Consider the following 25,079-nt stretch of genomic DNA (forward strand, 5'->3'; position numbering starts at 1 on the left):
AATTCAATATATGAAAAGGAGAAAAGCATTACAATCCATTGCCGTCGGGACACTGGGAAGCGGACTTTCTGTCCGTGCCGCAGCGTTAGGTGAAGAAAGAAAGGTTTCTGGGGCAGGAGATATCAGGTTCAAGAGTCACTGGGATGCAATGCCTGACATGATATGGATTGGAGAGCAATACTGGGCAAACCGGCTTCAGGACTGGCAAATCAGGGAGGGGTATTTGGAATGTGTAGTATGTGCCAGAAACCGAAATGTTCATTTGCTTACACATCAGATAAACTCTTCCGGTAACCGTTTAAACACTTCGGTTGATCTCCAAATTAACCAAGAGTATATTGAGGACTTTGAAGGGGATATAGGTTTTTCAGTAGGACTTAAGGGAAGATATGTCGGGTATCAATCGGCTTGTATTACCGGGAGAGGAATTAACTTGGGGATAGATCATGCGGGCCGGTTATTTGTAGGTGAAGATAAATCTCCATCTTTTGTTAGTGGAAATGAATTAGTGGATGGGGTCAACCTAAATGCTGAATTTTTTGAAAATAAAGTAACCTTGATTGTTCGGAATGCTAACGGCTCGAAAATTGGGTTATTGGAAGCTGAATTGGATAATGCAGAAAAATTAGAAGGGAATATTGCTTTGTTAGTGAATGGTTCCAAGCCTTTGGCAGACGAGGAAAACGGGAAAGTGCTATTTGGAAATTGGGAAGTCTCCGGCAACCGAATTGATTATTTAGAGGATCAGACGTTTGGACCTGTTTATTTTACACAATATACCCTGGAGGATAAAGTTTTGAAAATTACAGCACAAATAGCGCCGATTGACATTGAAGGACTGGAAGCTATTCTCTGGTTTGAAAAAGGAGGCCAATGGGAAAAAGAAGCAGCTTCGATTGTCCGGCGTGATTCGCGTACAGCCCATTTTCGAATAGAAGATTGGGACGGTTTGAAGGAATATCCTTTTAAGGTGACAGTAGGATTGCTGCTTGCAAACGGCGATAAAGTCGATTATTCGTACAGTGGAAGTATTGCAAAAGAACCTGTTGATAAGGAAACGCTGGTCGCGTTTTCTGCAAGCTGTAACGGCGATTTTGGTTTTCCGGATCACGAAGTAGTAGCACATGGGTTAAAGCATAATCCGGATCTGGTATTTTTTCTCGGTGATCAGATTTACGAAGGCAATGGGGGATATGGTGTGCAAAATAATCCTCCATATAAAAAGGCTGATTTGGATTTCCTCCGGAAGTGGTATTTATTTGGATGGTCATATAGGGATTTGTTTCGAAACAAGCCTTCAATTTGTTTGCCGGATGACCATGATGTTTTTCATGGTAATGTATGGGGAGAAGGGGGAAAAAAGACCATCCAGGAAGGAACGACCAAAGAAAAACAAGATACCGGTGGTTACAAACTGCCAGCTGACTGGGTGAATATGATTCAGATATGTCAAACCAGTCACATGCCAGATCCATACGATCCTACACCAATCAAACAGGGAATAGGAGTGTATTATACGGGATGGAAATACGGAGGGCTGGATTTTGCGATCATTGAAGACCGTAAATTTAAATCGGCGCCTAAAAACTACTTCCCGGATGAAGCGGATGTTGAAAATGGGTTCGCTCAAAATCTTAAATTTGATTTTAAATCCTTTCAGGAGCCGGACGTTTTGAATTTATTAGGAAATCGGCAAATGAAGTTTTTAAATGAGTGGACCGAAGATTGGTCAAAAGGGGTACAGATGAAAGCTTTACTTTCTGCTACTTCATTTATGACCTTGCAAACACTGCCCAAAGGGACGAAAAATGATTCAGTCACCGGGAAATTGGATATTCCGGAGAAAGGAGAATATGTTCAAGGGGATGATTTGACTCGAGATATGGACAGCAATGGATGGCCAATTAGTCGTCGGAATGAGGTTGTCACATTGCTGAGAAAATCACATGCTGTGCATATAGTTGGAGATCAGCACTTACCATCAGTAGCTCAATATGGAGTGGACCGGTTTGGCGATAGCAATTTTGTATTTACGGTACCTGCACTCAGTAATATATTTCCGCGTAGATGGTGGCCTCAGGTTTCTGCTCAACACCAGCCATTAGTGGGAAGACCGGAATATACAGGTGATTTTGAGGATGGGTTTGGAAATAAAATGACCGTTTTCGCGGCAGCAAGTCCCTATAAAAGTCATAGAAACCCCGCTCAATTGTATGATCGATCAACAGGATATGGAATTGTCAAATTTCATAAAGATTCGAGAAAAATTAGGTTTGAGTGCTGGCCCCGTTATATGGACCCGGAAACACAAAAGGAAGGACAGTATGCAGATTGGCCCATAGAGATTCGACAAACAGATAATTTTGCGTACACCAGTCCATTTCGATTACCCCGAATACAAGTTTTGGGAATGGATCGTCCTGTGGTAAAATTATTTGATAATACAGGAGGAGAATTGGTTTCAATAATCAGAATCAATCAATCTGGTTTTGTGCCGAAAGTAATGGAGAAAGGAGTATATAAGGTTGTGGTAGGGGATCCGGATACCAATAGGTGGAAGGAATTGGTAGTTGATACGGAGGGAGATCAAAAGGAAATTTCCATTGATTTTACATAAGAGGATAAAATTAAGTTTTGGATTAATAGACGAATATTTAGTTTGGCGGCCAACATATTGTTAATTTGGGTTAAAATAAAATATGTTGTTTTTACAATGAGAGCATTTACATTACCGCTGATACTATCTACTTTGCTTTGTAGTACTACAATTGTTATTTCTCAAGATAATAATGCCCCCAACATTATCCTTATCCTGGCTGATGACCTCGGTTCTATTGATTTAAACTGTTATGGATCGGATGACCTTGCTACTCCTAACCTGGATCGATTAGCAGCGAATGGTGTGCGATTCACTCAGTTCTATGCCGGGGCACCGGTTTGCTCCCCGTCACGCGCAGCCCTGTTGACGGGTAAGACCAATTTAGGGGCCGGATTGCCTGGAAACGTTCCCATCCCGGAGAAAGATCCTGAACTTTCCAGGGGATTACCATCTTCTGAAGTGACGATTGCGGAAATGTTGAAGGGGAAAGGGTATTATACAGCGCTTGTTGGAAAATGGCATCTGGGGCATGCACAAGATAAACTGCCCAATGCCCAGGGGTTTGATTATTTTTTTGGTCATCAGCGAGGATGTATTGACAACTATTCTCACTTCTTTTTTTGGAGTGGGCCGAACAAGCACGACTTATACCGCAATGATCGCCAAATTTATCAACCGGGTAAATATTTCCCCGATCTAATGGCCGAAGAAATCAACTCTATAATCGATCATAAAAAAGACCAACCGTTTTTTATTTACTGGGCAGCTAATGTTCCCCATTATCCTTATCAGGGCACGGAAAAATGGCAAGAGCTTTACAAAGATCTTGAAATGCCCAGGAGAGAATACGCTGCTTTTGTTTCATCATTGGATGAACGTATCGGATGGGTAATGGATAAATTGGAAGAGGAAGGAATGCTGGAAAACACGGTCGTAATTTTTCAATCGGACCACGGTCACTCCTATGAAGAGAGGGCGTTTTTTGGTGGGGGAAATTCAGGGTCGTACAGAAGTGGAAAGTTTAGCATGTTCGAAGGGGGATTGAGAGTACCTGCTATTATCAGTTATCCCAATCGAATACCAAAAGGGCAGGTACGTGATCAGGTGGCCTCGGGAATGGATTGGTTCCCTACTATTGCGGAAATTACCGGGGCAGAATATAATGAAACAGAAATTGAGGGCAAAAGTCTCATGCCTGTTATTACCGATCCTAATTTTCCGACTCAACATTCAGAATTACATTGGCAAACCGGATCTTATGACGATCATTCCAGCGGGTGGGCTGTGCGGAAAGGGGATTGGAAATTATTGGGAAATCCCAGGGATACCGATCCAAACTGGGACCCTGAAAAGACTGGAGAAGATTTCAAAGGGAAAGATCGGTTGTTCTTAGTCAATGTAGTTAAGGATGTTAGTGAACGAAATAATTTAGCAGAAGAAAATCCTGGAAAACTTGAGGAGCTTCATAAACTGCACAAAAAATGGTTGGAAAATGTCTCCAGGTAGTAAATATTGAGGAGTTGGATTATTTTTTTTTACGTAAAAAATTATTTATTAGTTGATGGATTGTTTTAAACGTGTGATGGGTAAAATATTATTTTTGTGGTTTTTAATCTTATTTGGAGTGTCTACCGTCTCAATTGGCCAACAACCCAATATCCTGGTGATTTTTTCGGACGATTTGAACACTAATATTGGTCCCTATATGGACTTGAATGAACACACGCCGAATTTGGACCGTTTGGCAGAAGAAGGTGTCCGATTTTCCAGGGCATACTGCCAATTCCCACTTTGCGGGCCTTCCAGAGCTTCGATAATGAGTGGATTATATCCCCAAACAAACGGAGAATTGACCAATGACGATCAACCGGGAAGTTACAGAAAGAATAATCCTTCTTTAAGTGACCATCCTTCGATGGCCGGTTTTTTCAGGGAGCAAGGATATTTTACAGCCCGGGTTTCAAAAATCTTTCACATGGGGGTTCCGGGAGGTATTGAACGGGGAGATCCCGGTGGGGACGATCCTGATTCGTGGGATTTTGCTTATAATGTCATGGCCCCAGAGACATTGAGTCCGGGTGAGCTGGAATTGCTTTCACCCAAAAACCATCATTATGGAGGGAATTTTTCAAGGATAATATTAGAAGATAGTTTGGAGGTAGGTCAGGCAGATTATATGGCAGCTAATCAAGCTATCGCTATTCTCGAAAACCGGGCTGGTATCGTACCTGATCCCGGAACCAATAAACAAAAGCAAAAAGCGGATGCCCCATTCTTCCTTGCTGTTGGTTTTGTCAGGCCTCATGTTCCTTTTGTTGCTCCGGAAAATTGTTATGAATCTTACAGAGAGGAGGATATGATACTCCCTAAGGTTTTGGTAGGAGACAATGTCCCTGAAGGTGCACTAAGGCGGCAAAATGATAAAATATGGGGAATGAATGAACTACAGAAAAAACGGACCATAGCCTCTTATATGGCCAGTGTTCGATTTATGGACCAACAGGTGGGCAGGTTGCTGGATGTTCTGGACCGCCTGGATTTGCGGAAAGAAACGATTGTTGTTTTTTTGTCCGATCATGGATATAATTTGGGAGAACACGATTGTTGGTCCAAGGTTAGTCTCTGGGAGGGTAGTGTGCGTGTTCCCATGATTATTTCTGTACCAGGGGAGCCCTTTGAGAAGCAATACGGATCTGTCTGTGATTCGGTTGTTGAGTTGATTGATCTTTACCCCACCCTTTGTGATTTAAGTAATTATGAAAAAGATATCCCGGAAATTTTGCAGGGAGAAAGCCTGATACCATTTCTCAAGGGAAAAGAGAATTCCGAGAGAAGTAAAAACTTTGCTTATACGGTTTCATACAGGGGGAACGCAGCCACTTTACGGATCGATAAATGGAGATATACCCTTTGGGATACCGGAGAAAACAATGAGGAACTTTACTACCACGTAAATGATCCTGAGGAGAATAACAATCTATCATCTCTTGCTGAGTATGGTTCTATTAAAAAAAGGCTAAGGAAAAGATTACTAAATATCAGGAAAAATGCCAAGGCTCACCTGGAAAATAAATAATTATATTGTTTCTGTGGTTAATTTTGAAATATATATATTGAAATTTATACTTTAGAAGTAAAAAGGAATGAAGCGCGATAAATTATCGACAAGACAAGTTGCTCAATACAATCGGGATGGATATTTGATTCTCAAAGGATTTTTGAACCCCGATGAGGTTGAAAAGCTTTATCAGGCAGGTGTTGAGGATTCTGCCATTAATAAACACGCATTTAATGTGGATGATAGTTCGGGGAAGAGAAGTAAGTTGTCATTGTGGTACAAGCCGGGCGATGATGTTTTTGGGTTGTTGACCCGCAGCCAGACCATGGTAGAAATTGTTGACCAGGTGTTGGAAGGAGATGCCCCCGTTTGTCATTTCCACTCCAAGTTGATGCAAAAAGAACCGGAAGTGGGGGGTGCCTGGGAGTGGCATCAGGATTATGGGTATTGGTACAAAAACGAGTTTTTATACCCAGGGCAAATGATGTCGGTTATGGTGGCTATTACGGAGGCAAATAAAAGTAATGGTTGTTTGCAGGTAATAAAGGGATCTCATAAAATGGGAAGGGTAGAACATGGATTTTCAGGAGAGCAGGTAGGTGCTTCCCAGCGGTTTGTAGATCTTGCTTTACAAAATTTGGAATTGGAGTATGTGGAATTGGAAGCGGGAGATATTTTGTTATTTCACAGTAATGTATTACACAGTTCTTCAGCCAATCTGTCGGATAGGCCGAGGTGGTCGTTAATATCTGTGTATAACCGGGCATCCAATGTCGGGTATAGTGATTCGGCCCCTTCCCCGACTTCAAGCGTGACACCAATCAATGTCGTACCGAATGAAGCCTTATTGACCTGGGAAACTGCCAATCTGAAGGTGGAAAGTTCGGATTTTTTGAAGAAAGATGATGATGTAGCGCTGAAATGAACTTAGTAGTTGAAAAAGAAAATGGTATGGCCGGAACATTTACGCAGATTTATATACAAGCTGTCTTTGCAGTCCGGGGCCGTCAAAATCTTTTAAAAAAAGAATGGCGTCAGGAAATCTTTAAATATATGGCGGGAATTATTAAGAAAAAGAAACATAAACCTATAATTGTCAATGGTGTTTCTGATCACGTTCATGTATTTATTGGAATGAAACCATCTATGGCATTATCTGATCTGATTAGGGACATTAAAAATAATACTTCAAATCATATAAATAATCGGGGCTTATTAAATGGACATTTTTCGTGGCAGGAAGGATATGGGGCTTTTTCATATTCTCATGATCACATAGGTAATGTGCATAATTATATTTTAAACCAGGAAAAACATCATGAGAAGAAAACATTTAAAGAAAAGTATTTTGAATTTTTAGATGAATATGAAGTACCTTATGAGGAAAGATTTTTATTTGATTGGCTTGATTAAATGTGCCACCCCTTCGGGGTTGTAGGGTGAATAAAAGGTTGGAATTATAAAAATATCATCCCTTCGGGATTCATAGATTTGGAATAACAGGTAGATAAACCCTGAAAGGGTGCAATGATTATAAAGAAATAATAGGTAGAAAACCCTGAAAGGGAGAGATGAATATGGGGAAAGGAATAACAGGTAGATAAACCCTGAAAGGGTGCAATGATTATAAAGGAATAATAGGTAGAAAACCCTGAAAGGGAGAGATGAATATGGGGAGAGGAATAACAGGTAGATAAACCCTGAAAGGGTGCAATGATTATAAAAAAAAATTAATGATATGATTAGGTATGTGTTAATATTGTTAGGGCTGGTATTTTTTTCCTGTGCTCCGAAAGAAGAGGAAGAACAGACGGGGCCGCCCAACATCCTGTTTATTATGAGCGATGATCATGCCTACCAGGCGGTAAGTGCTTATGGACATGGCCTCAATGAAACCCCTAACATTGACCGAATAGCGGAGGAAGGTGCAATATTTACCAGGGCTACGGTCACGAATTCGATTTGCGCGCCAAGCCGGGCCGTAATGTTGACGGGGAAACATAGCTTTATAAATGGGAAAGTAGATAATGTACAACCATTTAACTGGGATCAGGCCAATTTCCCGAAGGAACTTCAGGCGAATGGGTATCAAACGGCTATGGTTGGGAAGATCCATCTGGACGGATTGCCACAAGGCTTTGACTATTCCATGGTGTTGCCGGGACAAGGGCATTACTATAATCCCGATTTTCTGGTAGATGGAGAGCGTCAGCGTTTTGAAGGGTATGTAACCGATATTATTACCGAAGAATCCCTGAAATGGTTGAAGGAAGAACGGGATCCTGATAAGCCGTTTTGTTTATTGTACCACCAAAAGGCACCCCATCGGAACTGGCAACCTGCTCCGGAATATTTGACCCTTTACGATGACAAGGAATTTGATCCGCCATCTAATTTTTTTGATGACTATTCTGATCGTGGGACTGCGGCAAAGGAGCAGGAAATGCAAGTCGATGGCCATGCAAGGTGGGGACACGATTTCAAGATGTTGGTTGATCCGTCTGGAGATAGTACAGGGTTTGTCAATGAATTAAAGCGTTTTAATGATAAGCAACGCCAGGACTGGTTGGCAGCGTATACACCCAAAAACGATGCTATGAAGGCAGAGAATTTGGAGGGGAAAGAGTTAGCCAGGTGGAAATTCAACCGGTATATCAAGGATTATTTGCGAACGATTCGATCGGTAGATGATGGTGTAGGTGAAGTTTTGGATTATTTGGACGAAAATGGACTTGCCGAAAACACGATTGTAGTATATACTTCTGACCAGGGGTTTTACCTGGGGGAGCACGGATGGTTTGACAAAAGATTTATGTATGAAGAATCCTTCAGAACACCTTTGTTAATCCGATATCCCAAAGAGATCAAAGCGGGCACGAAAATTGATAAGTTGGTACAAAATCTGGATTTTGCCCCTACGTTTCTGGATTATGCAGGTGTAGAAATTCCGGGTGAAATGCAGGGGGAATCCTTCCGTGAATTGGTAGGTGGGACAACGGATGAATGGCGGGATGCCGTTTATTATACCTACTATGAGTACCCTTCGGTACATATGGTGAAGCGGCATTATGGGGTAGCTACCGATCGATACAAGCTTATGCATTTTTATTACGATATAGATGAATGGGAAATGTATGACCTGGAGAATGATCCGCAGGAAATGCATAACATCTATGATGATCCTGAATATACTGATGTTCAGGAAATGTTGCACGAAAAACTGGATTCACTTCGTCAGCACTATGGGGACAGTGATGCGAATGACGAAAGGTTTCTGGAAGAATATCTGGAGCATAGAGCCAACAGGTAGAATCAAAATTACATACCTGAGATGAATTTTCGGGTACAAGGGATGTAGAAAATTACCGGGTATGGAGGTAAAGCAGAAAATTAGAAAGAACCAAAATTTTAAAATTTCCCGGTTTAAGGAAAAAATCAAACGGACGAAGCCGCATAAACACGGGGATTATTATGAGTTGATTTACCTGAATGATGGTGAAGGATATCATTGGATAGAAACCGAAAAATTTCCCGTATCTCCTCCGGAGGTGTATTTTATGAAACCGGGACAGATGCATTGCTGGCAATTCACCGGCATCCCCAGGGGGTTTGTCATATTATTTAGAAAGGAATATTTCGATCCAGTAGCGGAAAAAAGTATCTTGGAATTGTTACAGGCCTTGAAAGTGACGGTTCGGACTTCATTGGCAGAGTTAGATATATTTGATGAGATCTTTAATGAAATACTATCTGAATTTGAGAAGCAGGAAGCATTTTCGGATCATATTATTCATGGGTATTTACGAGCTTCCTTAGCGAAAATTCTACAAGTTTCTTCCGGGGTGGAGAACACAGTGGAATCTGAAAATTCTTTGTATACGGATTTTTTGTCCCTTCTCTCTATTCGTTGTCCGGAATTACACAATGTCCGGGATTATGCCCGTCTCCTCCATATTACCCCACAAAACCTGAACGCCGTCTGTAAAAAGAATTCTGTATATAGCGCAAGCGAACATATCGCCCATCAATTGAACCTGGAAGCAAAAAGATATATACTTCATACGGACAAATCGATTAATGAAATTGCCGACCTTTTGTATTTTAATGACAGCTCGTATTTTATCAAATTTTTTAAAAAAAGGGAGGGGTGTACTCCGGGTCAGTTCAGGGAAAGGCATTTTAAATAGCGATTGAAAACGGGAGAAATCTTAATTGGTTGACACCTATTTGATTGTACTTATGTTGAAGCTAAGAAAGAAAAGGAGTAAATTTTTACGTATGAAAGTAGTAGAAAAGTCTAAAGTTAATACAATTCTTCGTCTATTTGAAAGGTTGTCAAGTTCCGAACAAATTTTTGTGGCGGAAAAGATAGGTGAACAAACTTTTGCGGAAAGATGGAAGAAGATTGATAAAGAATTACCAAATGTTAATACTCAGAAGAAAAAATTCTAAAAGAAGCGATCGCCCTACGTCATGAAAAGAAGAAAATTTGACATCAAGTAAAAAAGTCAACATTATTTTAGATACGAATTGGTACGTTAGTGCCTCTCTTAATCAGAGGTCTCGAAGAGTTCTTTATAAATTACTTTCAAATGCTCGTTTAAATATAATTTATTGCGAAGAATTGATATCTGAATATGGAAGGGTCATTGTCCGCGGGAAATTTAAGAATCTTATCCTTCCAGGCCAGGTAAAAAGATTTTTGAATATTGTGCTTCCTGAGTTACAATGTGTAATTATTTAAACACCAGTATCCCAAAGTAGAGAGGAGAGTGATAATTATCTTCTATCATTGTGTCTGGATGGCAACGCGGATTATCTTATTACCGGTGATCCCGATTTATTAGTAATAAAAAAGTTTAAAGGGACTCAAATAGTAAGAATGAACGATTTTTTGCAATTATTGGAAGAAGTTTCAGAGTAATCAAATCCAAAATTGTATAATTATTAAAAGCTGTTTTTAAAAACAAAAGCTTGGATGCGTTAGAACTGAGAGAAAAGCATGGTGTCGGAAAACAAGATAATTTGGGATATTGATGTTATGAGGATTTTCTTTGATGAATGCCAACTTATCTTTTTCATTGTGAATTTGACTAGATAAAAGAAAAACTTACTTTTAAAACCAACCTTTGTTCGCTTCGTTACGTCTTACTTTTTTTAGATGATGCCTTAATGCTAAGTATAAAACAAAAATCTATCCTGTATGACAAGGACACTTTTATTGTTAGTTTTTTTTGGCTTATTGACATCCTGTACCCGTAATAAGGATGAAATAAGCCCCGGTCTTGTGGGCAGTTGGAAATTAATTGAATCATTGGCAGACCCCGGTGACGGCAGTGGAACATACCAGGCTGTAGAAGATGGAAAAATTATAGAATTCACGGCGGATAATACCATAATCTCAAGGGGAACCTTTTGTTTGCCGGATACTGTGTCGGCTGTACCCCGGGTGGTGGCGACCTATTCGGTGAATGATTCTATCATTATACCGATGGATTGTGAATCAGGTTGGAATACCCATTTTGAACTAATGGGACCGTATCTTATCCTCAGTAACCCCTATTGTATTGAGCCATGCCTGCAAAAATATGCCAGGATTGATCACTAAACACTTACCGATATTGTATTTTGGAATCACTATTCAATATCTGTTTTGAAAGGACATTCCTACTTTTTAATTTTCATATAACTATAATTTTCATTACTACCATTTTTGCACTGGTATGTACTATTCATTGAGGACAGGCTCCATTACATTTATGGTTATTAAGAGTTTTTGATGCCGGTGTGTAAGGCAATTGTCATTGATTGCACACTGGCACATTTCATTTTGATAAACCATTCGTGCGAGTATGTCTAGATTTTTGTATTTACATGTCATTGTTATTTTCTTATTAGGATCAAATTTACAGGCCCAGTCGACTTTGGTTGGAAATCTGATTGATAAAACAGACCAGTCACCTCTTGAATATGCGAGTGTAGTGCTATATCGTGATACGGATAGTGCATTGGTTACCGGAACCGTTACAAATGTGGACGGTTATTTTGAATTGACTGGTATTCCAAAAGGGAATTTTTACTTAATGGCCTCTTTTATGGGGTACAATTCTTATGAGCTCAATAATATATCTTCAGATGGATATTCAAGAATAGATCTGGATAAAATAGCCTTATCAGGAAGTAGTGAAATGTTGGAAGAAATAACCGTCCGGGGACGGAAATCAACAGCGATTCACAAAATTGACAGGCAGATTTACGGGGCAGATCAATTTGAAAATTCTCGTGGTGGTAGTGCCACAGATGTAATACGAAACATTCCATCTATTGCCTTGGACGCCGAAGGGAATATTTCGGTGCGGGGCACAACGGGATTTGTAGTCATGCTCAATGGAAAACCTATTCAGACTTCTCCGTCGGTTGTTTTAGGCCAATTACCGGCAAATGCCATAAAGAGCGTTGAAATCATTACAGCTCCTTCGGCAAAATTTGATCCGGAAGGGAAGGCAGGTATCCTGAATATAATTATGGAAGAAGGGGCTGCTGATGGTATGTTTACCCAGGTGAATATTAAATACGGTTTACCTCCAATGGAGCCATACGACAATGCTGACAGAGCCCAGCGTTATGGAGGAGATGTAGTCTTTAATTATCGAAAAGATCAATGGAATATTTCTGCAGGTGCCAGCTATCAGCGAAATGACCTATCAGGTAGAAGGGTAGGAGATGTGTATACCAGTATCGATGATGTGATGACGCGCTTTCCTTCTGATGGGGAACGAAGTTTTGATGAAGTGAATTATTCGGGAAGGTTTACCCTGGGATATAATCCGGATAAGAGCAATTCATTTCAATTGGGATTTTTTGCCGGAAAGAGGTCAAAAGATCGAACTGCCGATATACTATACTATAATAATGAAAAAAGTTTTGTTTCATCAGGTGAAAAAATATCCGACTTTCAATACTACAATGAAAATTTAAGGATACGTCGTGGAGATTTTGTACTTGGGAGCCTGGACTATAGTCATACTTTTGCCGACCAATCGTTACTTTCGGTTTCAGGGTTGTATGAATATACCTTATTAGGTGGTCCCACGACGAATCGTAATTTGCATTGGCCGTCCACAGAACAAATTATTCAGGATGAATATAATACTAATGACAATCCCCTGAACGGTGCGAGATTATCAATTGATTATGCAATGGCACCATTTTCGTGGGGACAATTTGAATGGGGATACCAATTCCGAAATCTTGACCACACCGGGGATTTTGTCTATGAGAGAAAGAACAACCAGACGGGGGAATTTGAACTGGTACCTGAATTTTCAAGTGAGGTGGATTTGAAACGTAGTATTCATGCTGCTTATGGTCTATTTACCGGTGAATCTGGAAAATGGGCCTATGGTTTGGGGTTGAGAATTGAGGTGATGGACCGTTCTCTTCGGTTAGAGGATAAAAAGGGACTGATTGATACTTTTTACAACTACGACTTCATCAAGCCTTTTCCTTCCGCCAATATTCAATATACCGTAAATGATCATGTCAAGGTAAAGGCTGCTTATAGTAAACGTGTCCAGCGAACAACTACTTTTAAGATGAACCCCTTTCCGGAAAGGGAGCACTCGGAAACACTGGAACAAGGCGATCCAAATTTAAGGCCGGAGTTTATAGATATTATTGAAGCGGGTATAGTCGGGTTTTATGGAGATCATTCTTCTTATGCCAATGTGTATTATCGTTCAACAGATAATCTGATTAACAGGGTAAATAATGTGTATCATGACACGATACTTAATCGTATTTACTCCAATGTAGGAAATGGGAGTGCATGGGGGATGGAAATTGGAAATGAATGGAACCTCAGTGAAAAGCTCAATGTTTTTGCCGGGGGGAATCTTTACAAATATACGATTGAAGGAACTTTTGACAATCTCCCTGTAAATACGTCGAGTTGGGTCCATTCTGTCAACATCAATATTGGATATGATATCTCCGATACATGGAGTTTGCAGGCGAATTTGAATTATTTATCAGACCGAAATACGGCTCAGGGTGTGGATTCTGAGTTTTATTCACCGAACTTGACCTTGCGAAAATCATTTTTGGATAATCGCCTGGTCGTTACAGCTCAATGGCAAAATATTGATATGGGGCTTTTAAGTACCAATGAACAAAGGATCACTACATGGCGAACGGGAGCGTTCTATACGACAACGAATTATATCTATGAAGTAGATATGATTTCTCTTAACCTAAGCTATTCCTTTAATTCCAGGAAAAATGAATCCAAATTTATAGAAAGTGAATTTGGAAGAAATGAATTTTGATCCGTTTAATTCATGTCAATCCCGCCACTAAGTGACCTCCCAATGGTCTTAAGTAACGTGAGCTCGACAAATAATTGATTCTGTCATTATTTTTACGAAAAATGCAATGCCCAAGGCATCACCTTGTGGAAATCAATGCCAGAATCGACGTTTTACCTTGATTTCCACCCTGGGTTGGCACCCAGGGTTAATTATATTTCGCTCCTTCAGAGCTCTTTTTTCTCTGTCGAACTCACGTTAAGTAAGGATTGTTACCAGATGGACAGCCCGCCACTAAGTGGTCCGTAGGGCAGATATCGCAGACTCCCCTGAGGAGGGCAGGTTTTCGCAGAAACGGAATGATTATTTGCGCTAATCAGAGTAGATCAGCGGGAAATAATTGGAATCTAATTCGTTTTATCTCTTTACTTCATTGCATCGAGTGATCCCCACGGGAAAGTCCTTTGGGGGATTAATGACAATATGTTTTTATAAGTATTTGATGTTCAATATGATATGTCAGGGCTGAGATTGTAGGATTAGAATTATAAAGGAGACTAAAAGCAGATAGGAAAGGATGATATCGTGTTCATTTTTCATCTGCTTTTTCACAAAACGTATGGCTTCATATAATTGCTTTTTTACCCCGGATTTGGAAATTTTTAATGCGCCTGCTATTTCATCCAATTCCATGTTCATCTGGGTGCGCATTTTGAAAATTCTCTTTCGCTGCGGGGTAAGTTTCTCGATAATGTTTTGGGCAGAGGCGTAATACTCCTGAAAAACCAATTCCTGATGGGAAGATTCTATTTTTGACTTGACGGAAAGTTCATTTTGGGCTTCATGGACCTGTCGGCGTTTTCTATATATTTCGAAAGTATGGTTTTTAGCCATTTGAAACAAGTAGGATCGGAAATTCCTTACCGTTCGCAATTTTTCTTTTTTAATCCAGATTGCCAAAAATATATCTTGGACTACCTCTTCGGCATCGCTGCGGTTGAAGTCCACAAACGGTAAAATAAACCTAAAAAGCGAATCGGTATAATCATCGTAGATTAATGCATAGGCATCTCTATTCCCATTCGCTACTTTTTCCAATAGAATGCTTTCACAATCTTTATTTGGTCCACCTTCTTCCATTATTCATCCTTATTAATTATCTCATCTATATATTCAAATGATCAATTATTATGTTGTGGTGATATATTGCAAAACCCAATTAGGTTAAAGATAGTAATAGTAGAATTAATTAGTTTCCTATGGTTTCCTGTATCGACCATCAGGTGACCTGGGAGATGGATGCTTATCCTTGGTAAAATTTACAGGTTCCCGTAGGATTATGGAATTAGTGGTAATCCTGTGGGGGGCAGGGTTGATTGCAATTGGCGATTCCGATAGAATGCATATTACGGCAGGACTACACCATAGATATTGCTTTTGCCGTCAAAATCGGCTCTGAAAATAACCCATTTTCCATCTGGGCTGAAATGCACATTGGGTTCCAGGTCGTAGTTGTGGTTTTTCATATTGACCAGTTTATGCGATTGCAATTGGTTCCCTTTAGGGATAAATAAATAAATCCACATTCCGTCTTTGGCGTTAGCGACCTGCGAAGGATCGCCACCATCACCGCAGAATAATTGCTGGCTCGGTGGTATATTATAGTGGATTGACCATTCATTTCTCTTTATTGTATACTTTTTGGTGGTGCCATCCTCAACGTTTGTTCCTGCCAGATAAAAGGATTTTCCCCTTGGTTGTTGAAGATCAAACCAGATGGTCTTTCCGTCCCTGCTAAAGAATTCGTGACCGGCAATTTCCATATCCATAGTTCGATGGTGCATTAGTTGGGTTTCTCCGGTAGGAATATCGATGGTCCAGATACGGTCAACTTTATGCCACGGCCCCTCGTGACAAAACATCAGAAGATCGGGGTCTTTTGGGGAAAACTGCACATGACCCAACCAGGTATTTTCCGTGTGTATTTTATCCAGTTGATCGGTTTCCAGGGTAATGGTAAATAGGGTATGTGGGAGTTTGGCTTCGAATATCCTTTCAAAGAACTGACTTTTTGTGGATATTTTCGAAGGAGTTCCCTTTTTTCTTTACCGCTGTATACTCCTGCGAGTTTAGTGCCATCTGCATTTAGGGTAGTAATACTGGCTTTGAAGTTTTCCGGGAATACGAATTCCAACTGGGTTTTTTGGTTATCTATTGATACAGAGTACACACTATCCAGACTTTGGAAGTAAACCTTCCTGCGTTTTGCATCAACGATTTCTCCGAAAATAGGATTTGTATGGTTTGTTATCCGGATGGTTTCTTTTGTTGATAAATTGACTGTGAAAAGTTGGTGCCCATTATCTGTGGAACCATAAAAAACCATTAAATCCCCACTGCCGGATTTGGCAGGTATGAAAGGGTTATTGTGAAAATAAAAACTTCTATTGTCTCCCCGTTTGTCAGTTAGTTTTACAATTCTGTTCCCGGTTTTATTGTCGATCCAGGATTCCGGTATAGGTGATTTTTTACCTGTTTCCAATGTCGTCCAATCATTAGATGAGGTCACTTTTTGTGAGAAGGATGGATTGGTCATCATTACCATAAAGTAGATGATATTTATAAAAAGGGAAGTCTTTATATTTTTCAGCATAGCGTATGTACGAAGGAATAGTGAATCGATCATTTTTGAAAATTTATTAAAAACAGTGGAAGAAACTTGCTGTCTCTTCCACTTGAATTCAATGAGAAATAATAGTGGTTTTTATATATATACCCGAGCCGATTTAATTTGACCAATTTCTGCGAGGAAAAATCGCCGCTTACTTCATCGAAAATACTTGCCGTAGTTACGACTATGTCTCCGTTTTTCTCTTCGATATCGACGATTTTTCCCACCACATCAAACTAGTCAAACCAAAACGTCCCGGGTATAGTTGTCCTTTAATAGTGATTAATAGCCCGGATTTTGATTATATAATCCTTCTTTTACCTCCAATTGGCTTTGGTGAATCGGATAAATGATATCATTTGCTTCGATTCCCGGGATCTTATCAGATGTGTCGTCTTTATTTTTCCATGCATTCATTACCTCCAATACTTGACCGGTTCGGACCAGGTCATGCCACCGCAGGCCTTCCGCAGCAAACTCTTTTCTCCTTTCTTCCAGCAGGATGTCGAGGTTGACATTGGTTACAGGAGGGACACCGGCCCTTTCCCTTATGCTATTCACCAGGCGGTCGATTTCACTTTGGTCTCCCCCGGTTTGAATAAGTGCTTCTGCTTTCATCAATACAATATCCGTATAGCGAATCACCGGAAAGTCAATTCCCCAATTAAACCGGTCTGCTGGAATAAATTGAGGATCCAGGCTCAGAAATTTTACAAATTGAGGGTTGACATTGGTGTTCCCGTTCTCGTCAACATAACTCATTAAAACTGTAGTTTCATCACGGGAGTCTTCCTCTTCATAGGAGTCCAGCAGATCATCCGAAGGATTAATAGGACTATCGCCCGGAACACCTCCTGCAAAGGGTAGGTTGATCTTGGCAAAACTTTCATGGTACATCAGCGTGGGAAGAATCGTTCCGATTCCACGGTCCCCTGTAGCACCGTCGTTTATGGCCTGTACGGCGAAAATGATTTCATCATTGTTTTCATTACCGTACGCAAATATGTCAGTGTAGTCGTCTTCCAATCCGAATGCATTGCTGTTTATGATTTCGTCTAATAAGGTCAGTGCCTGGTTATATTCCCCGGATTCCAGGCCGGGACCATCAATACTGTAGGTAGGACCTGATTTTGTCATATATACCCGAGCCAGTAATCCCCGGGCCGCCATGGAAGTGGCTTTCCCGCTGGCAGCGTATGATGCAGGAAGTTTCTGGATAGCATCTTCAAGATCATTGATAATGAGGTTATACACTTCACTGACCTCGGCACGGGGAACTTCCAGTGCTGAAGAAGGTGAAATCACGGTCTCATACAATGGAGCTTTTCCAAAATAGCGGACCAGGTCAAAATAATATAGTGCCCTTATAAATTTAGCTTCTCCTATCATTCGGTTGCGGATAGTCTCATCGGGTACTACATCGGGATTTATTTTGTCCAGAACGGTGTTAGCCAGAAAAATTCCGCGGTAAGATCCATCCCATGCGGAGGCCATGAGTGAATTTGTCGATAATGTGTTGTCAAAATTATTGACCGGATTCCATTCCCTTACACCTGTTCCCGGGGAATATACATTATCTGACCGTACTTCGGAAAGATAGAATTGAAGATTGGAGTAATCATTCAGGGAATTGTAAATACCGGTTACGGCTTGTTCAAAATCTTCTGTATCCCGGTAAAAATTGGCTGCACTTGGACTCGATATCGGAGCCTGGTCAAGTTGATCTTCACATGCTGTCCATGTGACTATAAAGAGTATGATAATAATTATATGTTTCATGTTGCCTTTTTTTAATGTTGAAAATCGAATCTTCATCGGTTAGAATTTTAAATTGAGACCAAAGACCATAGACTTGGATAGGGGAAAAGCCCCGTAGTCATCTCCGTTGTTGTTGACCGCTTCGGGGTTGAAGCCTCCATTATACTTGTCACCTCCAAACCAGTTTTCAGCTGTAACGTAAAGTCTGGCACCTGCTATTACACTGGATTGGAACAACCTGCCGAGATCATAACCCAGAGTGATGTTTCGCACCCTCCAATAATCACTGGGGTACAACCAGTCCGTGTTTTTCACCCGTCCGAAGGTAGAGGGTGATTTGCGTTCCCTGCCCGCTAGATCCGCCTCCGTGAGAACCTGTCCTTCTTCCCAGTGAATGCGGTCCCGGGTTTTGCCCAAAGTGTTTTCTACAGCACCCATACCGGTCCTGTAAACACCGCGACCAAAGGTAGAGTAAATTACTCCTCCCCATTGGCCTTGTAATAAGACAGACAAATCGAATCCTTTGTAATTGAAACTATTGGTTATTCCCCAAATGAAATCGGGATTGGGATGACCTGAGTATGTCCTGTCATCAGCATCTATATCACCGTCACCATCCAGATCGATGTACCGGGGGTCTCCTGCTTCCTGACTGCCATAAGTAGGATACCCACTTTCTATATCTGCAGTAGTGAGAAGTCCATTTTGTTGGACCACGAACAATGTATACATGGGTCTTCCAACTTCGAGGATATTGTGGGTGATATCGAAGGCGCCGCCGAGAATGGGAGTGTTATTGGGGCCTAGTTGGACTACTTCATTTTTATTATGACTAAAGTTTACCTGGGTTCGCCATTGAAAATCTCCCACCAGGTTTCGTGAGTTTACTTCCAGTTCCCATCCTTTGTTCAATACTTCTCCTATATTGGTAAGTGCCGATCCGAAACCACTTGCTGTAGGAACAGGTATGTTCAGTAATAAATCTGAGTTCCTTTTAATATAATAATCGAATGAACCGTATATCCTGTTTTGCATAAAACCTATATCCAGACCAAAATCAAGGGTCTCCGAGGTCTCCCAGCTCAAGTCCGAATTGGGGAAATTATCCGGCACCTGTCCATTGACCAATTGCCCGTTGTAGCTATAGTTGGCAAATGACAGTCGCGCGATTTGATCGTAATCACCCACACCATTATTCCCTGCCAATCCCCAGCTGGCCCTTACTTTTAGGTCTGTGAGGATAGTAAGTGACTTCATAAAAGATTCTTCAGATATTCTCCATCCGGCGGAGAGGGAAGGGAAGACCCCCCATTTGGTATTATCCCCGAATTTTGAGGATCCGTCCCGTCGGATACTTCCCTGTAATAAATAGGTGTTCCGGAAATCGTATTGTAATCTACCAAAGTAAGAAATAAGTACGTTTTTACGCTCCCCGGAACTTCCACTGGTACTGGAAGCTGCATTTACAGTGGGTACATCATCAGAGGCAAAGCCTGTTCCGCTGAGACTAAAATCTTCAAATTTGAAGGAACTGAACGAATATCCCACGATCCCATTGAAGTTGTGGTCGGCGAAACTTTTGGCATAGTTCAGGGTATTTTCATTTACAAAATTGATTCGGGTATATCCCGACCTGGATCCGCTAGCGGTACGATTCCTGGTAACAAAGGAAGGAGTAAACCTGCTGCTATTGCCGTTATGAATATCAAAATTCAGGCTCGATTTAAGACGTAATCCCGGTACGAGAGTATACTCGGCAAAGGCAGTACTGATGTTTCTGAATACTTTGGTGCTGCGGTCTACATTCAGCGCTTCGGCCAGGGGGCTAACGCGGGATGTCCCCCAGGCATATTGAGTGTAATCCCCTACATTGGTTTCATAGGGCCCCGTAAGTGATTCGACAACCGGGGCCATACCTACAGTGATATGGGTAATCGCGTCTTTGCCCTCTACACCCGGGTCTTCCAAAATACTGTAGGAGGGTGAAATATTTAACCCAAACCGCACTTTGTCTGTAGGGGTGACTTCTACATTGGCCCGGGCGCTATACCTTTCGAAGTTAACCCCAAGTGCGATTCCTTCCTGGTTGAGATAATCTCCCGAAATATAATACTTTGTAATATTGTTTCCTCCTGAGGCGGATAGTTGATAGCTTTGGACCATCCCTTTCCTGAAAAACAAGTCTTGCCAGTCTACATAATCCAACCCATCGTGGTTGGGATCCATCCAGCGTTCATCGTACATATACCTTGTGAGGTATTCATCGGGCCCGATCGGGTTATCGGGGTTGATTGAGTTATATAATGTCCTTCTTTGAGCATTGGACTGGGAAGATGTGGCCCCCTGGCTGCCGTAGTCCCTTACCCAGAAATAGTTCATGTGTTCCAATTGACGATCGATCCATTCTTCTGAAGAAAGTACATCAAGTTTTTTAGCGGTTTCATTCCATCCCATATAAGAATTAAAGGTTATGCTCGGTTGGCCGGATTGGCCTTTCTTGGTCGTGATAAGTACCACCCCATTGGAGCCCCGGGAACCGTAAATAGAAGCAGCGGCGGCATCTTTCAGAACCTGTATGGATTCGATATCATTGGGGTTGAGGTTGGATAACGGGTTCCCGTTTCCAAATCCCCCGCTGCTTGATTGAGGAGATACTTCCAGTGGGAATCCATCCACTACATAGAGGGGTTCATTGTTCGCACTGATGGAACCGGTTCCCCGAATCTGGATACTAAAACCCCTTCCCGGAATTCCGCTGGTTTGTTTTACCCTGACCCCTGACATTTGTCCTACGAGGGCCTGGTCAACCCTGTTGATAGGGCGTTCATTCAATTTTTCCCCGCTCATGGTGGCTATGGAGCCGGTAATATCCCCTTTTTTCTGTGTTCCGTACCCCACAACTACCACTTCTTCCAACAATTCGGAATCCGATTGCATTGTTATGGTAATCGTTGATCTTCCTTCGATGGGAAATTCCTGTGTGGTATATCCCACATATGACGCGACCAGTATTCCATCTTCGGGTACGTTATTAAGTTCAAATGTCCCATCGACATCCGACGCCGTCCCGATATCTGTTCCTTTTACGAGAATATTGACTCCAAGCAAGGGATTGCCTTCCTGGTCCAGTACTGTTCCGTTGACGGTTATCTCTACTTTTTCTTGTATACCTTTTTTGTCATTCAGTAGTTTTCCGGGAGTTGTTCCCATTGCTGTTATATAGACGGTACTCAATACCGTCAATAAAATCCATTTTACCCTTTCCATCATTTTAATTGATTTTTGTATTAATAGTTAATTGTGTATAATTTACATTTAATTTTAAGAAATATATTCAACCCTCTTTTTGAACAGGCTTCATTTTATTCAAAAGCGATTTTGTATGCAGGTCGTATCGGAATGGGAATACCTCGTGGTTTTTATACTGTCTTTTTTACACTTAATAAGTCATGCAAAATAATTTTACTGTATTTAACTCAAAAAATAGCCGCTAACTTTGTCTGGTTTTACACACAATGGAAGTCTGTTGAATTATAGCGCAAGCGCTTGCGCTATATATTGATTTGTTTTGTAAATACTTCATGTGGTAAAAATTAAATTTGTAAAAAATCTGATATTAATAAAACCCTGTAGGGGTAAATATAGCAATAGCGGAATTAATGGGTTTCATACACTTGCCTAGTGTTGTTGAAAGCAGGCCAATGGAAATTAGGAAAAGACCAATTCCGGATGATCTTTCCCCTGGAAAATAATTTTTGACAATAGTTATTTTTTTATTTTAACAAGTCTTACCGGGCCCAGCAATCCCGAAGGTATGGGATCCCATACCGATGCATCGAAAGGTTTGTAATCGATGTTGACAAAATTGATTTCATGATAATTTCTCCATGTAATTTCCTGGTCATCGAGGTATCGGATCCTGTTTGCCATGAGATTAGCCACCTCAATCTTCAAGGTGTTTTTTCCTTTTTTGAGATATTTTCCGGCTGGCAACTCATACGGGATACTCCAGGCATAACCTACTTCCTCGCTGTTTATCCAGACCCGGGCACTCTCGCGCACGGTACCCAGATCCAAAAGGTAGTTCCCGGGGTCTGATATATTGAATTGGGTTTGATATACGGCCTGCCCTGAAAAATAGGGGGCGATGGGATCGTCTAATTGGTGCCAGGAGATGAGGGAGTCTATTTCCCGTGTTTGTGGTAAATCGGGTCCCCCATTTTTAAATGTCAAATTCCAGGGACCCTTTATTTCTATTTGTTCTTTTCCGGTAATAGGGTGTTCCCACCGGGCTTGCCTGTCCGGTACCTCCCCGGTCAGTTTCAGAAAAAGGTATTTCCCCGGTTTGAGATATAACCTGACGGTAGTAGATTCCCCTGAAACCTGGCTTTCCAACAGTCCTGAATGGCCGGAAACCGGATCCATAGCGATCACTGCTTCCGACCGGTTGTTTAATGTTACTTTGCTATCGATGGTGCCTGCAGTATGGTTGGCGATGAAATAGTATGTAGAATGTTCCCCTTTCCGCCGGATAAATTCCAATCCTGTATCCGTCAAGGTTTCTCTTTTTATATTTCGTGAGTCCAGGGCAAGACTGATTTCCGGTGTCAGAATTATTTCACCTTTCCCCCATTTGGCACTGGCCATTGAAGATGATGGCCCATTTATGAAGTCCAATTGGGACCACGTCTTTTCGATTTCATTTCGTCTCCGTTCAAGGTCTTTTATACCTGGTACATCCCGGGGTTTGCTTTCAAAGATAACCGTAGCACCGTTTTCTGCCAGTGAAAGAATATTTTGTAGTGTTTCTACTGGCATGAAATCGCACTCAGGAATAATTAGGGCTTTCCTGGGTATGGTCCCTTCAGCTGTGGTAATTCCCTGTCGGCCTGATTTGGATTGGGCGATTTGTAAGTCTGAAATGAAGTCGAGGGAATACCCCGTATCCATTAATTTTTTGGATTGGCGATAAAAAGAAGTAGGGTGTAACCATTCATCGATATGGTGTACAGTGATCATGTTTAATAACTCTCCCGAATCTGCCCAAACATCATAGATGGGCCAATACACTAATAATTCGTTGTCGGCTTTACCGGATTGCAATACGGATTGACATCGCGAGACAAAGTGATTAAAAGCGGGAAAATGGGGCCATAAACTATTGGCAGAACTCAGGTTGAGAGAAGCATAGAACAACCATCCGGGCCAGGGAGCGTCCAGGGGGGAATAGGTGATACCATGATAAAACATATGGTTGACACCTGCCAGAAAGGTTTGTTCCAGTTCCGGTTTCATTTGTGAAAATGATGACTTGAAGTGTTCTCCCAACCAGGTAAATGTTTCGCATGAAGTCAGGTTTTTCCCGGTAACATGGGCTGCAGAAGAAGCAAACTTTAGCATTATGGGGTCAGGATCGACATTTCGTATATCCGCACTGTCCCTTCGCAATCCGGGGATGGGGAAATAAGTAGAGCCAAATGTTTCGCATTCCGGTATATCTACCGTTCCATAAATATCCAGTAAGTTTCCGGGAGATCCGTGAGCCTGGTTTTTGGTTACTTTCCCTCTATCATGAACCCAATTGGTCCAGTTTTGGGTAAAGTTTTCCAGTAGCAGGCTGTTGAGGACTTCGCGATAATCACTTTTTATCCGGATGATTTCATCTGTTTTTTTGACACTTAATAGTTGCGGTAAAAATGTCTTCAGGTCATATCCCTTTTTCTCTTGAAAATTTTCCAAAAAATCATTCGTCCAATTCGCCCCGTAGACTTCATAGCTATCATTGTATAGTGCCCGGATACCCGGCAATTTTCCCGAGAATGCACTATCGTATACCTCCAGATAATTATCTACAGCTTCTGGTGAATAGTGATCCAGGGTAAATCCGGCTCCGCCGGGTGCAGCGCGTTTGACTTTTTGTCCTGTTTTCCCGCTAAAAAGGGCGATAATATTCCATTCTCCCTTATCGGGCGTCCAATTCATCTCCTGATTATTATCAATTTTATTGGTAAGGTCTATCGTTTGGCCTTGACTTGATTGGGCTATCATTGCTTGCAATTTCGTATTCCTTTGCTGCGGGTCTTCGGGAATTACAGGCCCTTCTATCTCTTGATTTGCTGAAAGCGTATATTCCCTAATGACCATTTTGGACGCTGCATCTTCCCGGGAAACCCATGGGCCACCAAATGGCCATCCGGTGCCCTGCGTGAGATCAATCCCTATGCCCAGACTATCTGCCACCTGTACGGTATATTCCAACATTTTCCTCCATTCGGGAGAAAGGTAGGTGATATAGCGGTCTTCATATCCTTTTGCCCCATAGATAGGGGCTATTTCCAGGCCTCCAACCCCTTTCGAATGATATTCTTCCAGCAACGATCGAATATTGGTTCTATCTACAGCATTGCCCATCCACCACCATCGTGACCAGGGTTTATGGGTTTTGGTAATTTCAGGCCAGGGATTACTCTGGTTTTGGGACTGTGTTGATGAAATGATTGGGAGGCAAAATAACAGTAATACGATACTAATTAGAGCGTGTTGGTTTTTATTCCACATATTCTTTTGTAGATAAATATAATGTTTATACGGTAATGCGTAAAAATAGAGGGGGATAATTTCACAGAGCATGCCGGGTGGCTTACCCGTTTCTCTTCACAGAAGTTTTAGTAGAAACTGGAAAATGAG

Annotated in this window: 16 protein-coding genes; 10 read left to right on the forward strand and 6 right to left on the reverse strand. The window is 41.4% G+C overall.

Annotated features, from left to right (window positions below):
• The first annotated feature begins 10 nt into the window (after nt 1-10).
• The 10 genes from LVD47_RS13630 to LVD47_RS13675 all read left to right on the forward strand — a co-directional run bounded on the left by LVD47_RS13630 (nt 11) and on the right by LVD47_RS13675 (nt 13,984).
• Nucleotides 11-2,617: an alkaline phosphatase D family protein gene (locus LVD47_RS13630; protein ID WP_236977313.1), complete on the forward strand. Its 2,607-nt coding sequence runs from the start codon at nt 11-13 to the stop codon at nt 2,615-2,617.
• A 96-nt stretch (nt 2,618-2,713) separates the two neighbouring features.
• The gene (locus tag LVD47_RS13635) at nt 2,714-4,105 is read left to right on the forward strand and encodes a sulfatase-like hydrolase/transferase (RefSeq protein ID WP_236977316.1); all 1,392 of its coding nucleotides are present in this window, start codon (nt 2,714-2,716) and stop codon (nt 4,103-4,105) included.
• 94 nt (nt 4,106-4,199) lie between these two features.
• Entirely contained in the window at nt 4,200-5,675 is a 1,476-nt protein-coding gene (locus LVD47_RS13640; protein ID WP_236977318.1) for a sulfatase, read from the forward strand.
• Between the two features lie 67 nt (nt 5,676-5,742).
• Nucleotides 5,743-6,582: a phytanoyl-CoA dioxygenase family protein gene (locus tag LVD47_RS13645; RefSeq protein WP_236977320.1), complete on the forward strand. Its 840-nt coding sequence runs from the start codon at nt 5,743-5,745 to the stop codon at nt 6,580-6,582.
• A 26-nt stretch (nt 6,583-6,608) separates the two neighbouring features.
• Nucleotides 6,609-7,070 carry an IS200/IS605 family transposase gene (gene tnpA, locus LVD47_RS13650; RefSeq protein WP_369427799.1) on the forward strand — a complete coding sequence of 154 codons (462 nt, stop codon included), beginning with the start codon at nt 6,609-6,611 and terminating at the stop codon, nt 7,068-7,070.
• 325 nt (nt 7,071-7,395) lie between these two features.
• Nucleotides 7,396-8,967, forward strand: a complete 1,572-nt coding sequence (locus LVD47_RS13655; RefSeq protein WP_236977324.1) for a sulfatase family protein — start codon at nt 7,396-7,398, stop codon at nt 8,965-8,967.
• 61 nt (nt 8,968-9,028) lie between these two features.
• Entirely contained in the window at nt 9,029-9,844 is an 816-nt protein-coding gene (locus LVD47_RS13660) for a helix-turn-helix domain-containing protein (protein ID WP_236977327.1), read from the forward strand.
• Nucleotides 9,845-9,935: 91 nt separating this feature from the next.
• Nucleotides 9,936-10,109: a hypothetical protein gene (locus tag LVD47_RS13665; RefSeq protein WP_236977329.1), complete on the forward strand. Its 174-nt coding sequence runs from the start codon at nt 9,936-9,938 to the stop codon at nt 10,107-10,109.
• A gap of 751 nt (nt 10,110-10,860) precedes the next feature.
• Nucleotides 10,861-11,265 carry a hypothetical protein gene (locus LVD47_RS13670; RefSeq protein ID WP_236977331.1) on the forward strand — a complete coding sequence of 135 codons (405 nt, stop codon included), beginning with the start codon at nt 10,861-10,863 and terminating at the stop codon, nt 11,263-11,265.
• 244 nt (nt 11,266-11,509) lie between these two features.
• Complete coding sequence (locus tag LVD47_RS13675) at nt 11,510-13,984, forward strand: TonB-dependent receptor (protein WP_236977333.1); 2,475 nt, start codon at nt 11,510-11,512, stop codon at nt 13,982-13,984.
• Nucleotides 13,985-14,482: 498 nt separating this feature from the next.
• On the opposite strand, the gene LVD47_RS13680 is transcribed toward LVD47_RS13675, so the two are convergent.
• From LVD47_RS13680 to LVD47_RS13705, 6 genes are all read right to left on the reverse strand, one after another.
• Nucleotides 14,483-15,103: an RNA polymerase sigma factor gene (locus tag LVD47_RS13680; protein ID WP_236977335.1), complete on the reverse strand. Its 621-nt coding sequence runs from the start codon at nt 15,101-15,103 to the stop codon at nt 14,483-14,485.
• Nucleotides 15,104-15,369: 266 nt separating this feature from the next.
• Nucleotides 15,370-15,978, reverse strand: coding sequence for an oligogalacturonate lyase family protein (locus LVD47_RS13685; protein WP_369427800.1), 609 nt, complete (start codon nt 15,976-15,978; stop codon nt 15,370-15,372).
• Entirely contained in the window at nt 15,885-16,649 is a 765-nt protein-coding gene (locus tag LVD47_RS13690) for a TolB-like translocation protein (protein WP_236977344.1), read from the reverse strand. Before LVD47_RS13690 ends, LVD47_RS13685 begins: the two co-directional genes overlap by 94 nt.
• A 267-nt stretch (nt 16,650-16,916) precedes the next feature.
• A complete protein-coding gene (locus tag LVD47_RS13695) occupies nt 16,917-18,413 on the reverse strand; it encodes a RagB/SusD family nutrient uptake outer membrane protein (RefSeq protein ID WP_236977347.1) in 1,497 nt (498 codons plus the stop codon).
• Nucleotides 18,414-18,452: 39 nt separating this feature from the next.
• Nucleotides 18,453-21,662: a SusC/RagA family TonB-linked outer membrane protein gene (locus LVD47_RS13700; RefSeq protein ID WP_236977349.1), complete on the reverse strand. Its 3,210-nt coding sequence runs from the start codon at nt 21,660-21,662 to the stop codon at nt 18,453-18,455.
• A gap of 495 nt (nt 21,663-22,157) precedes the next feature.
• Nucleotides 22,158-24,950 (reverse strand): glycosyl hydrolase, encoded by a 2,793-nt coding sequence (locus tag LVD47_RS13705; protein WP_236977351.1) that lies wholly within the window; start codon nt 24,948-24,950, stop codon nt 22,158-22,160.
• Nucleotides 24,951-25,079: the final 129 nt, after the last annotated feature.

It is taken from the genome of Membranihabitans maritimus (assembly GCF_021729145.1).
Taxonomy (GTDB): Bacteria; Bacteroidota; Bacteroidia; order Chitinophagales; family Saprospiraceae; genus Membranihabitans; species Membranihabitans maritimus.